The organism is Streptomyces sioyaensis (genome assembly GCF_004122735.1).
Classification (GTDB): domain Bacteria; phylum Actinomycetota; class Actinomycetes; order Streptomycetales; family Streptomycetaceae; genus Streptomyces; species Streptomyces sioyaensis.
Genome location: NZ_SDIF01000030.1, coordinates 36,442 through 49,103, shown reverse-complemented (window position 1 = coordinate 49,103; position 12,662 = coordinate 36,442). Strand labels below are relative to the sequence as shown.

9 protein-coding genes are annotated in these 12,662 nt (G+C 73.5%); 2 read left to right on the top strand and 7 right to left on the bottom strand.

Annotation, left to right across the window (positions count from 1 at the left end):
• Nucleotides 1–77: 77 nt before the first annotated feature.
• Together EST54_RS13580 and purD are read right to left on the bottom strand one after the other, a co-directional pair.
• The gene (locus EST54_RS13580; RefSeq protein ID WP_244942509.1) at nucleotides 78–1,952 is read right to left on the bottom strand and encodes a hypothetical protein; all 1,875 of its coding nucleotides are present in this window, start codon (nucleotides 1,950–1,952) and stop codon (nucleotides 78–80) included.
• Nucleotides 1,953–2,389: 437 nt separating this feature from the next.
• Nucleotides 2,390–3,664 carry a phosphoribosylamine--glycine ligase gene (purD, locus tag EST54_RS13575; protein WP_129247858.1) on the bottom strand — a complete coding sequence of 425 codons (1,275 nt, stop codon included), beginning with the start codon at nucleotides 3,662–3,664 and terminating at the stop codon, nucleotides 2,390–2,392.
• Nucleotides 3,665–3,952: 288 nt separating this feature from the next.
• Between purD and EST54_RS13570 the strand changes: the two genes are divergently transcribed.
• Nucleotides 3,953–4,717, top strand: coding sequence for an SLATT domain-containing protein (locus EST54_RS13570; RefSeq protein ID WP_129247857.1), 765 nt, complete (start codon nucleotides 3,953–3,955; stop codon nucleotides 4,715–4,717).
• Nucleotides 4,718–4,888: 171 nt separating this feature from the next.
• On the opposite strand, the gene EST54_RS13565 is transcribed toward EST54_RS13570, so the two are convergent.
• From EST54_RS13565 to EST54_RS13550, 4 genes are all read right to left on the bottom strand, one after another.
• Entirely contained in the window at nucleotides 4,889–5,539 is a 651-nt protein-coding gene (locus tag EST54_RS13565) for a hypothetical protein (RefSeq protein ID WP_129247856.1), read from the bottom strand.
• 94 nt (nucleotides 5,540–5,633) lie between these two features.
• Nucleotides 5,634–6,311 (bottom strand): GntR family transcriptional regulator, encoded by a 678-nt coding sequence (locus EST54_RS13560; protein ID WP_129247855.1) that lies wholly within the window; start codon nucleotides 6,309–6,311, stop codon nucleotides 5,634–5,636.
• Nucleotides 6,312–6,543: 232 nt separating this feature from the next.
• Nucleotides 6,544–7,917, bottom strand: coding sequence for an aspartate aminotransferase family protein (locus tag EST54_RS13555; protein ID WP_129247854.1), 1,374 nt, complete (start codon nucleotides 7,915–7,917; stop codon nucleotides 6,544–6,546).
• Between the two features lie 180 nt (nucleotides 7,918–8,097).
• Nucleotides 8,098–8,892 (bottom strand): VTC domain-containing protein, encoded by a 795-nt coding sequence (locus tag EST54_RS13550; protein ID WP_129247853.1) that lies wholly within the window; start codon nucleotides 8,890–8,892, stop codon nucleotides 8,098–8,100.
• A 541-nt stretch (nucleotides 8,893–9,433) separates the two neighbouring features.
• Here EST54_RS13550 and EST54_RS13545 point away from each other — a divergent pair.
• Nucleotides 9,434–11,119, top strand: coding sequence for a serine/threonine-protein kinase (locus EST54_RS13545; RefSeq protein WP_129247878.1), 1,686 nt, complete (start codon nucleotides 9,434–9,436; stop codon nucleotides 11,117–11,119).
• Nucleotides 11,120–11,327: 208 nt separating this feature from the next.
• On the opposite strand, the gene EST54_RS13540 is transcribed toward EST54_RS13545, so the two are convergent.
• Nucleotides 11,328–12,614 carry an adenylosuccinate synthase gene (locus EST54_RS13540; protein ID WP_129247852.1) on the bottom strand — a complete coding sequence of 429 codons (1,287 nt, stop codon included), beginning with the start codon at nucleotides 12,612–12,614 and terminating at the stop codon, nucleotides 11,328–11,330.
• Between the last annotated feature and the right edge of the window lie 48 nt (nucleotides 12,615–12,662).

The window sequence follows — 12,662 nt, the reverse complement described above, 5'->3', positions numbered from 1 at the left end:
CCCGGACGACCGGCCCGGATCTCGCTGCCCGCTGCGCGTCCTTGCGGCAGCGGTTGCGGGCAGGTGCGGCCGTTGAGTCATACCAGCCGGACCGGCTTTTCGGGGCGGACGCCGACGGTCGTCAGCCAGCCGCGGAGCGGCCCGGCATCCCCGTCGTCGACCAGGCTGAGCACCGGGCGGCCGAGGTCTGCCCGGCGGGCGCCGTCTACCAGCAGCGCCGGGCCGTCGAGCCAGTCCAGGCCCGGGGTGGCACCGGCGGTGTCGACGGCGGCGCAGCAGACCATGGCGGTGACGTGGTCGGCGAGGAGTTCGCGGCCGGTGCGGGGCGGTTGCAGCGGGAACAGCGGGAGGCCGCCCTCGGCCATGCCGTCGCCCCAGGCCACGCCGATGGCGGCGTCCTGCTCGCAGCGGCCGCGGGCGGCCTGGCGGGCCGCCTCCTCGCGCTCCTCCCGCTCGACCTCGGCACCCAGCCGGGCGGCCACCAGGTCGCCGGCGCGCTCGTCCTGCGCGAGCCGGTCGATGACCCGGGCCAGCGTCGGGCCCGGGGCCGGTGCGGCCGGCGGGCCGTCGGCGGGAGGCGGGCTCTCGGCGCGCGGCAGGCTCTCGGTGTGCGGCGGGCCGTCGGCGGGCGGGCTCACGGCCGGGCCGCCGTCAGGTCCGGGCGCCGCCGGGCGGCGGCCCGCGGGCGCATGGGCCGGGGTGTGGGCGTACGTGAGGGGCACGGCGGGGCCGGGGGCCGCGGCCCCGGTCGCGGGCGGGGCCACGGGAAGCACGGTGGTCGGAAGATTGTCGAGAACGCGATGGAGGCGGGCGGCCTCCAGGCGCCACTTCCGGTCCACGACCTCTTCCGGATACTGCTGCCAGCCGACCGGTGACCAGTCGGGCCCCGGCTCGGCGGGGCCGCCGTGGAAGAGCCGGGCGGCCAGCAGGGAGGCGGCGCGGTCGATGGCGCCGGGCTCCTCCAGCAGGTCGCAGGCGGGGCGCTCGCCGAGGCGGGAGGCGAAGCCGTCGGCGAGGCGGTCGCGGCGGGAGAGTTCGGTGAGCGCGGAGACCACGCCGGCGTCCAGCCGCGACGGCCAGCGGCCCATCCGCCAGGCGGGCAGCGCGACCCGCGTCAGCAGCCGGTCCCAGCCCGCGTACGCCAGGCCGACCTGCTCCTGGGCGACGATCCGCAGGCCGTAGTCGACGTTCTGGGCGCGCTCGGAGGCGGCGGCCGCGACGGCGCGCTCCATGATCATGGCGTGCTCGCGGCCGGCGCGCAGCAGCAGCCGCGCCACCCGGCCCACGAAGCGCAGCGGCAGACCGCGCAGCCGGCCCCCGGAGCGGGCCGAGACCGCGACGGCGGCGTCCAGGCCGCGGATGAACCGGCGGGCGGCGGCTATGTCGGGGTGGGCCGAGGGGCCGGTGCCTGCGACGACGGGCGCCAGCAGCGCGCGAAGCTCGGCGACCCGCATCCACCACAGGAACGGTGAGCCGATGACCAGGACGGGTGCCTCGGGCGCCCGGCGGGCCGCACCGTCCGGTCTGCGGAGGCGGCGGGGCGGGCCGTGTGCGCGGTGGGTGCGGTCCTCCAGCCAGCTGTCGCAGTCCGGGGTGAGCGCTATGGCCGAGGGCGCGGGGACCTCCAGGCGCTCGGCGAGATCGCGGACGAGGCGGTAGAGGTCGGGGGCCGATTTCTCGGAGATCGGCACGGACGGGCTGAGGGCGGGCCGGGCGCGCGCGACGACGGCGGTGACCAGCCCGGCCAGCAGCAGGCTGACCACGGCGGCACCGCCGGCGATCCAGCCGGCGAGGTCCCAGCCGGCGCCGAGCCGGCCGGTCGCCCGGCCGGCGAACAGCACCACGGCCACCGCGGCGGGCAGCAGCGCCACCGCCCTTGCCGTGCTGCGGATCCGCAGCACGGCAAGGGCGCGGGCACGCGCCGCCAGGACGCCTGTTTCCGGACTTGCCACGAGCCTGTACACCCCCTGCTGTCCTGACGGAGCCGGACGGAGAGAACACGGGACGGACGTACGAGATGTGCGCGTCGGGTGGTGCGCGCGTGCGCACTCCACCACCACTGTGGCACCGGCCACTGACATCGCAATGCCGGTGAGCCAGTTGCCGGACGCCACCGCGGCAACCGTGCCGGATTCCGGCACGACAACCGCAGGACGCTTGCGCGGCACCCTAGTTGGGGGTGCGCGCCCCGTCAGCGGGATATGGGGGGCGGTCACCCGATGGAATGGCTTTGGGCAAAGCCGGGAACCGGTGCCGGGATGATGTGGGCAGTGGGCGATTCGGCCCTGTCTGCACCCACAAAGCCTGGGGCATATGCCACGGTATGTGACATATGCCCCAGAAGAGATCTCGCCGGCCGGAGCGGGTACGCCCCGCGCGCCCGCTCCCGCTACGCGCCCGGCGCCTGAGCCGCCTCGTCCGCGACCTTGGCGGCGATGTCCGTGCGGTGCTGGGAGCCGTCCAGCCGGATCCGGTCCACGGCACGGTAGGCGCGCGTCCGGGCGGTGGTGAGGTCGGCACCGGTGGCGGTGACGGACAGCACCCGGCCCCCCGCGCTGAGCACCGCGCCGGAGTCGTCACGCTTGGTGCCGGCGTGCAGGACGTAGGCCTCCGGGGCGTCCTGCTCCGTGACCTCGGCCAGGCCCGCGATGGGATCGCCGGTACGCGGGGTGTCCGGGTAGTTGTGCGAGGCGATGACGACCGTGACCGCGGCGTCGTCGCGCCAGCGCAGCGGCGGCAGGGCGGCGAGGTTGCCGGTGGCGGCCGCGGTGAGCAGCCCGCCGAGCGGGGTCTTGAGGCGGGCGAGGACGACCTGGGTCTCCGGGTCGCCGAAGCGCGCGTTGAACTCGATCACGCGCACCCCGCGGGAGGTGATCGCCAGGCCCGCGTAGAGCAGCCCGGAGAACGGGGTGCCGCGGTGGCGCAGCTCGTCGACGGTGGGCTGGAGGACGGTGGCCATGACCTCGTCGACCAGCTTGGGGTCCGCCCAGGGCAGCGGGCTGTACGCGCCCATGCCGCCGGTGTTGGGGCCCTCGTCGCCGTCGTAGGCGCGCTTGAAGTCCTGGGCGGGCTGGAGCGGGACGACGGTCTCGCCGTCGGTGACCGCGAAGAGGGAGACCTCGGGGCCGTCGAGGAACTCCTCGATGACGACGCGGTCGCAGGCCAGGGCGTGCGCGCGGGCCGCCTCGACGTCCTCGGTGACCACCACGCCCTTGCCGGCCGCCAGACCGTCGTCCTTGACGACGTACGGCGCCCCGAAGGCGTCCAGGGCCTCGTCGATCTCTTCCGGGGTGGTGCAGACGTAGCTGCGGGCGGTGGGGACGGCCGCGGCGGCCATCACGTCCTTGGCGAAGGCCTTGGAGCCCTCCAGCTGGGCGGCCTCGGCCGACGGGCCGAACACCGGGATACCGCGGTCGCGTACGGCGTCCGCGACGCCCGCCACCAGGGGGGCCTCGGGGCCGACGACGACCAGGTCGGCCTGCAGGCCGGCGGCGAGGTCGGCGACGGCGGCGCCGTCGAGGGCGTTGACCCCGTGCAATTCGGCCACCTCGGCGATACCGGCGTTGCCGGGAGCGCAGTGCAGCGCGGTGACGTCGGGGTCGAGGGACAGAGAGCGGCACAGGGCGTGTTCGCGGGCGCCGCCGCCGATGACGAGGACCTTCACGGTGGCAGCCTAGACGAGAGCGCCGGCCGGCCGGACGCCGGCCGGGCCCGGGCGGCAGGCGCGCGCGAAGCGGCCGGAAACCGTACGTCGCCGCGGTGGCAACTCTTTCGGGTGAGTTGCCCGATGCCCCTATACCCGACATGGCACTCCTTCCGGGCGGAAAGAGCGTGATCGTGGGGCCGACGCCAGCCGTTCGGCGGTAGGAAGGGGGCTGCGTGCAACGACCGTCCCGGATGTCACGCGTGCATCGCACGTATCGGAAGAGAGCCTTGGAGAGGGAGTGCACGGGTGAGTCAGCCGGAGATGCAGCCCGAGGGACCCCCTCGGGAGGGCGGCAGCCCCACGCGGGAGAACGGCCGCCGGGCCTCCGGCCGGAGGGATCTTGCGGGGCGGGTCTTTCCGCTCGGCGACTGGGGAGAGCCGGGCGACCGTCTGGACGCGCTCTATCTGTGGACCGAGGAGGGCGCGCTGCGCGCCGCCGACTGGTATCTGCACGACCGGCTGGGCAAGCGGCGCGGGGCGCGGGTGCTGCGGCTGGGTGCCGCGGCCGGGGTGACGGTGGGCGGGGCGCTGCCGCTGCTGGATCTTGCCGGGGTCTGGGCGGGCGGGGCGTCCTGGGGCTGTCTGTCGCTGCTGCTGGCGGCGGTGTGTGTGGGCGGTGACCGGTACTTCGGGGTGACGGCCGGCTGGATGCGGGACCTGGCGACCGCCCAGGCGATCCACCGGCGGCTGGAGGCGCTGCAGTTCGACTGGGCGGCGGCCGGCGTGCGCGAGGTGCTCGGGCCGGCCGAGGGCACGGCGGGCGAGGCGGCGGAGCGCTGTCTGGGGATGCTGCGGCGGTTCAACGAGGACCTGGCGGAACTGGTGCGGGCCGAAACGGCCGACTGGATGGCGGAGTTCCGGGCCGGGCCGGTGCCGCAGGCCACGCAGTCGATGGTGCCGTGGGCGGCACCGCGGCAGGAGGGCGCGGCGCCACAGACGCGGTACCCGCTGCCGCCGCCGGGCACCCGCCCGAACATGCCGCGGCAGCGGCCGCCGGAGTCACCGCGCTGAACGCGGGCCGCCCGCAGCGCCGTCCGGACCCGGCGCGCGGACCCGCCGTACGGACCCGGCACGCGGCGGTGCGCGGCGGCGGGAGCGGCCGGGGCGGGGCCCGGGGGCTCCCCCGGCTTCCGGCGCCCCGCCGCTCCCCCACTCCCCCGCTGCCGTCCGTACGACTCCGGGTCAGCTGAAGACGATCATGGAGCCCTGACCCAGGCTCCGGGTGGCGGCCGCATGCAGGCCGAGCCACACATGCCGCTCCCGGGCGAACGGGCTGTCGTCCAGGGGCACCGCGCTCGCCCGCTCCTCCAGTGAGGTGGGCCCGGCCGGCGGTGCGGGTGCGGCCGGCGGATTGGCCGGATCGATACCGAGGGACGGCGCGACCAGTTCGAGCTCGCGCAGCAGACCGTGCGAGGAGCCCAGCGGGCCGCCGCCCTCCAGCAGTTCGTCGTTGGCGAGCGGATGCGGGAAGTCGACCGGGACGTACGCACCCGCGTGGTCGTAGTGCCACACCAGATGGGACTCCTGCGCGGTGGCCTCGAACATCTCCAGCAACTGCTCGTAGTCGCCGCCCAGTTCGTCGACCGGGGTCACCTCCAGGCCGCACAGCCGCAGCAGGTAGGCGCGGCGCAGGAAGTGCAGTGCGTCGTAGTCGAAGCCGGCGATGGGCGCGACGTCGCCGGAGAGCCCCGGCATGTAGCTGAAGACCGGGACCGCCGGCAGGCCCGCGTCCGTCAGGGCCTTGTCATAGGCGGCGATCTCTTCGGAGAACGGGTTGTCGGGGCTGTGGCACAGCACATCGACGAGGGGTACCAGCCACAGGTCACATGCCACGGGTCAGGGCTCGCTTCCGGTCGGGGACGGGGACTCCGGCGCACGTACGCTACGGGTACGGCCCATTACGGCCGACGGTCGGGACAGCGTAGTGCTAGCGGCGCGTTCCGACGAGAGCGAGGGAGTGCTCGTTGTACTCCGCGATCAGCCGCTGGGCGGTGGCCAGGTCGTGGTCGATCAGGGCGTCGGCCAGCGCGCTGTGCCCCTGCCACAGATGGCCCCTGAGGTCGGCCTGCCGGCGCAGCAGCGGCACCGCGTACATCCAGGTCTGGACGCGGATCCGGTCGAGAAAATCGCTGATGTAGGCGTTGCGCACGATGCTGCTGAGCTCGCGCCAGAACCGCAGGTCGTAGCCGATGAGGACGTCGAGGTCGCCGGCCCGGGCGGCCCGCTCGGCCTCGTCGGCGCGGCGCCGGATGGAGACCAGCACCTCGGCGGGGGTGGCGCGCAGGGCGGGGTCGGCGCCACTGCGGAAGATGCCCTCGATGATCAGCGTGCGGGCCTCGACCATGGCGCGGAAGTCGTCGGTGGTGAAGGCGTGCACCTTGTAGCCGCGGTGCTGTTCGACGTCGAGCAGGCCCTGGGCGCACAGATCGAGCAGCGCTTCGCGCACCGGGGTGGCGGAGACGCCGTACTGCTCGGCGATCTCCTTGACGGTGAAGGGGTGGCCGCACGGCAGCCGGCCGGCCAGGATCTCGTCGCGCAGCGCGTCGGCGATCTGCTGGCGCAGGGTGCTGCGTCGTATGACTGAGCTGTCTCCGCCGGCGGCCATCTCGTGCGTCTCCTTCGACTCCCTGACCGCGCGGATGGGAGCGGCCCCCGCCCACGATAGGCGAGGGCCGCGGCGGGCCGCCGGGCGAGGCTGCTCGGGGAGTGTGCCGCGGGGCGGCCGTGACCTGCGGTTTCCGTGCGCGGGGACACCGCAGGTCGACGGTTCGGACGGTGTGTACGGACACCGCGACCGAGGGCTCGGACCGGTGCGTACGGGCACCGCGGCCGACGGCTCAGACGGTGTGGGCGTCGGCCGCCGTCAGGGCCTCGTCGAGGGCGGCGAGGCCCTCCTTGGCCTCGGCCTCGGTGATCGTGCAGGCCGGGACGACATGCGTCCGGTTCATGTTCACGAACGGCCACAGCCCGCCGCGCTTGCAGGCCGCGGCGAATTCGGCCATCGGAGCGTTGGCGGCGCCGGACGCGTTGTAGGGGACCAGCGGCTCGCGGGTCTCCTTGTTCTTGACCAGGTCAAGGGCCCAGAAGACGCCCATGCCGCGGACCTCGCCGACCGACGGGTGGCGTCCGGCGAGCTCGTGCAGCGCGGGGCCGATGACCTTCTCGCCGATCTCGGCGGCGTTCTCCACGATCCGCTCCTCGGTCATCGCGTTCATGGTGGCGACGGCGGAGGCGCAGGCCAGGGGGTGTCCGGAGTAGGTCAGACCGCCTGGGTAGGGGCGCTGGTCGAAGGTGGCCGCGATCTCGGCGCTGATCGCCACGCCGCCCAGCGGGACATAGCCGGAGTTGACGCCCTTGGCGAAGGTCAGCAGGTCGGGGGTGACGCCGAAGTGCTCGGCGGCGAACCACTTGCCCGTACGGCCGAAGCCCGCCATGACCTCGTCGAGGATGAACACGATTCCGTGGCGGTCGCAGATCTCGCGGACCCCGGCGAGGTAGCCGGCCGGCGGGACCATGATCCCCGCGGTGCCGGGCACGGTCTCCAGGATGATCGCCGCGATCGACTGCGGGCCCTCGAATGCGATGGTCTGTTCCAGGTGCGCGAGGGCGCGCTCGCACTCCTGCTGCTCGTTCTCGGCGTGGAAGGCCGAGCGGTAGAGGAACGGGCCCCAGAAGTGGACGACACCGGCCGAGGCGGTGTCCGAGGGCCAGCGGCGCGGGTCACCGGTCAGGTTGATCGCGGCGGCGGTGGCGCCGTGGTACGAGCGGTAGGTGGACAGCACCTTGGCGCGGCCGGTGTGCAGCCGGGCCATCCGGACCGCGTTCTCCACGGCCTCCGCGCCGCCGTTGGTGAAGAAGATCTTGTCGAGATCGCCGGGGGTGCGCTCGGCGACCATCCGGGCGGCCTCGGACCGGACGTCCACGGCGAAGCCCGGTGCGATGGTGCACAGCTTCGCGGCCTGCTCCTGGATCGCCGCGACGACCTTGGGGTGCTGGTGGCCGATGTTGGTGTTGACCAGCTGGGAGGAGAAGTCGAGGTAGCGGTTGCCGTCGTAGTCCCAGAAGTACGCGCCCTCGGCGCCCGCGATCGGCAGCGGGTCGATCAGTCCCTGCGCGGACCAGGAGTGGAAGACATGCGCACGGTCGGTGGCCTTGACCGCCGCGCCGGCGGCGGGGTCGGCGGCAGCGGAGGAGGGTTGCGTCGTGGTCACGGTCAGTACCTCGGATCGGGTCGCTCGGGTCCGCCGGGGATGGGCGCGGCGAACGCCCTCAGCGTAGGGATCACAGGGCACCGGACGACACCGACATTGTGTATGGCGCTCACCACGCGCGCGGACAGACTGTCTACGGGCCGGCAGAATGATCCGGCCTCCGGGGCGGACGCCGGGAGGTCAGCCGGCCGCGGGGAACACCGCCCGTACCGCCCGTCGTGAGGGGTGGGCGGTCAGCTCCGGGCGCAGCGCCGACAACCCCCCGCAGTAGGGGGTGAATTCGGCGGCGCGCACCCCGTGGTCGTCCAGCAGCCGGTCCGCCTCGCCCGGCCGGCCGGCGGTCCGGCTCCGTACGAGGATCAGCCCGCCGTCGGCGCGCACCGTGCGGCCGGTCGCCACGTCCCGGCAGCGCAGCGCCGCGTCACAGGTGAGGCGCTGGCCGTCCGCGACCAGGGTGGCTCGGGTGCAGTCCGTTTCGAGGACACGGCCCAGGCCCTCGGGGGCCGCGAGGCCGTAGGAGCGCTCCAGTACGGAGGCGAGGAAGTCCCGCGGGGCCGGGTCCGGCGCCGCGCCCCCCGGAAGCAGCGGGCGGCGATGTGTGACCGGTGCGCCGCGGCGCCCGGTGAGCTCGATCTCGAACTGCCGCTCTCCGGTGTCCTCGCAGCGCGCCTCCCGGAGCGTGTAGCGCACCCGGCGGCCCAGCCGCCGATCGTGGAAGGACCGCAGATCAGGGGTGTCGTAGTAGACGGAGTGGCAGCGAAACCAGCGGCGGCCGTTGAGGCACGGCGCCACGAACGCGCCGTCCGGTCTGCGCCGGTCGGTGAGTTCGGCCGTCACGGCGGTGAAGACCTCGACCGGGACGAGGTAGCTGCGGACGGGCGGGGCGAGGAGACCGGCCCGCGCCCGGACGTCGGCGAACGGCACGGGACGCGCGGCCATGGCGGCGCGGGCGAGGGCACGTACGGCGGGAATCACACGGTCTCCTTCGGCTGGGCCTCGGGTGCGGGGCGGTCGGCGGCGTCGTTGGTCGGAGGCGGCGCGTCGGAGCCTCGTTGTCGGAGGCGTGGCTGTCGGAAGCGTCGTTGTCGGAAGCGTGGCTCTCGGAAGCGTCGTTGTCGTACGCGTTCTACGTCCTTGAGGCGTCGGGGAGTTCCGGAACGCGGAAACCGACATCCGCCACCCGCTGCGTCTCGGACAAAGTCGGCCGGTTGTGGCCCACCGTCAGGGACCGGGGCCGGCACCGGTTCACTGACTGGGCAGAGGGGTGATGTTGTCCGCTCCACTCGGTACTCTCTGAGCGGAAGAGAAGGGCAGAGGGGGACACCCGTACAGGCCGCAGCGGCCCCGTCACAGCGGGTGGGGACCCCACAACGGAATGGCCGACGCCGTCCTGGGTACTCGCGTCTGCGCCGACTCTCCCGCACGGCGGATACGGGCAAAAGGGCGGCAGATCGTGGAACAGCCGGGACGTGCTGAGCAGCAGGGACCGTCGGGACGGACGCGACGGCTCGGCGCACTGGCGCCGCTCAAGGACCGGGACCCGCAGCGGATCGGTGCGTACCGCCTGATCGGGCGGCTCGGCGAGGGCGGCATGGGCCAGGTGTTCCTGGCCCGTTCCGACCGTGGGCGCACGGTCGCCGTCAAGCTGGTGCGCGCCGAACTGGCCGACCAGGAGCAGTTCCGGGCGCGCTTCCGGCAGGAGGTGCGGGCCGCGAGCCGGGTCGGCAGGGAGTGGACCGCGCCCGTACTCGACGCGGACACCGAGGCCGAGACGCCCTGGGTCGCCACCGGCTACATCGCGGGCCCCTCCCTCCAGCAGGCCGTCGCCGGGGGCGCACCGCTGCCCGAGCGGACCGTACGGATCCTGGCCTCCGGCCTGGCCCTCGCCCTGGAGTCGATACACGCCGCCGGGATCATCCACCGCGATCTCAAGCCGTCCAACGTCCTGCTCACCATCGACGGCCCCCGGGTCATCGACTTCGGCATCGCGCGGGCGCTGGACGTGGTGACCGGCAACAGCCTGACCCGCACCGGCGAGGCGGTCGGCTCCCCGGGCTTCATGTCGCCCGAGCAGATACGCGGCACCTCGCTCACCCCGGCCAGCGATGTCTTCTGCCTCGGGTCGGTCCTCATGTACGCGGCCACCGGGCGGCAGCCGTTCGGGACGCCCGACAGCGGGGTGCACGCGGTGATGTACCGCATCGCGCAAGAGGAGCCCGACCTGTCCGCGCTGCCCGGAGGCCTGCATGACCTGATCGCCGGCTGTCTGGCCAAGGATCCCGGGCAACGCCCCACACCGGCGCAGTTGTTGGCCCAGGTGGAGGGGGACGGCGAGGACGACCGGGGCGCGGACGACGAACCGTGGCTGCCGGGCGCGCTGATCGCCCGGCTCGGGCGGCACGCCGTGGAGTTGCTGGAGGCGGAGAACCCCATGGGCGGCGGTACGGACGGGGCCGGGGCACGGCTCGCCCCACCGGACGCGTCCTGGGCGGCCGACGGCCCGGCGCTGCATGCGCCGCCGGCCACGGTCTCGTCCGCGTCCGCTGCGGCCACCCTGCCGCCGTCGCCCGTACCGCAGGGCCCGGTGGCCGGTACCGCTCCGGCCGCCCCCTCGCCCGCGTACGGATATCCGTACGCGGGAGGCACCCAGGCACACGGCGCCGAGGCCTACGCTCCCCCGCCGCCCGCCCCCGCAGCGCCCGCGCCGCGCCGTCGCGGCGCCGTCACCGCCCTGCTGGTCACGGCCGCGCTCGTACTGGCCGGAGCCGGTGCGGCCACCGCGTACGCGCTGCTGAACGGGAAGGACCAGGGCGCCGGGTCGACGGCGGCGAAGGACGGTGGAAGCGGCAAGAAGGGGCAGGGGTCCGCGGAGAGCGGGAGCCTCCCCGCGGCCTTTCTCGGAACCTGGGAGACGACGACCGGCGCCGACGGCGCCAACATCCTGCGCCTGACGCTCAGCCAGGGCAAGGTCGGCGACCCCGTGCTGAAGATGACGATCAGCGGATCCGGCTATCAATGCGAGTTCGCGGCCACCTTGAAGAGCGCGGGGCCGCCGGTGCGCCTCGGCCCCTCCACGGTGGTGTCGGGCCCGTCCACGAACTGCCGCCCCGGCTCCTCAAGCAGCCTGGAGCTGGTCAACGGCCACCTGCGGCGCGTCACCGACAACGGCAGGCCGCCGTTGTCGTACGGCAAGATGACGTAACGGGCGCTCCGAACGGCACAGCTGACCGTCGGCCCCTCGGTCGTCGACCGACCCGTGCCCGGCTGCACGGCGAGCAGCACCTCCGCCCTCCGCCCAGGCGGTGACGGCACCCCGCACCGCGAGCTCCTGGGCGACGACACAAGCCGCGCACCTGCTCCAAGGCGGAGTAGGTGCGCGGCTTGTGTCTGCCTGCGGGGTGCCGGCCGTCCTACGACAGGAACGAGTTGATCTCGATCGTCTCGTCGCGGCCGGGGCCGACGCCGATGGCGGAGATCGGGGCGCCGGACATCTCCTCCAGCGCCTTGACGTACGCCTGGGCGTTCTTCGGCAGGTCGGAGAAGGACTTCGCCTTGGTGATGTCCTCGGACCAGCCCGGCAGCGTCTCGTAGACCGGCTTGGCGTGGTGGAAGTCGGTCTGGCTGTAGGGCAGTTCCTCGACGCGCTTGCCGTCGATCTCGTACGCGACGCAGACCGGGATCTGCTCCCAGCCGGTCAGGACGTCCAGCTTGGTGAGGAAGAAGTCCGTCAGGCCGTTGACGCGGGTCGCGTAGCGGGCGATGACCGCGTCGAACCAGCCGCAGCGGCGGTCGCGGCCGGTGGTGACACCGCGCTCACCGCCGATCCGGCGCAGCGCCTCGCCGTCCTCGTCGAACAGCTCGGTCGGGAACGGACCGGCACCGACGCGCGTCGTGTAGGCCTTGAGGATGCCGATGACGCGGTTGATCTTCGTGGGGCCGACGCCGGCACCCGTGCAGGCGCCGCCCGCGGTCGGGTTCGAGGACGTGACGAAGGGGTACGTGCCGTGATCGATGTCGAGCAGCGTGCCCTGACCACCCTCGAAGAGGACGACCTTGTCGTCGTCGAGGGCCTTGTTCAGCACCAGGGTGGTGTCGGCGACATAGCCCTTGATCTGCTCGGCGTAGCCCAGCAGCTCCTCGACCACCTGGCCGGCCTCGATGGCGCGGCGGTTGTAGAGCTTGGTCAGCAGCTGGTTCTTGACGTCGAGGGCCGCCTCGACCTTCTGCGTGAGGATCGACTCGTCGTAGAGGTCCTGCACCCGGATACCGACACGGTTGATCTTGTCGGCGTAGGTCGGGCCGATGCCGCGCCCGGTGGTGCCGATCTTCCGCTTGCCGAGGAACCGTTCCGTCACCTTGTCGACGGTGATGTTGTACGGCGTGATCAGATGCGCGTTACCACTGAGCAGCAGCTTGGACGTGTCGACGCCACGCTCGTTGAGTCCGCTCAGCTCGGAGAGCAGGACCGCCGGGTCGACGACGACGCCGTTGCCGATGACCGGGGTGCATCCCGGCGAGAGGATTCCGGAAGGGAGAAGGTGCAGTGCGTACTTCTGGTCGCCGACGACGACCGTGTGGCCGGCGTTGTTGCCGCCCTGGTAGCGCACCACATAGTCAACGGACCCACCGAGCAGATCGGTGGCCTTTCCCTTGCCCTCATCACCCCACTGAGCACCGAGCAGCACAAGTGCGGGCACAGGCGTACACCCCTTCCGGGCGGGGCATGTCCAACGTGCGTGGATGGC

What these genes read in the sequence shown, in the direction of transcription:
- EST54_RS13560 (WP_129247855.1), bottom strand. Translation starts at nt 6,311, where the DNA reads ATGGCCGCCGGCGGAGACAGCTCAGTCATACGACGCAGCACCCTGCGC.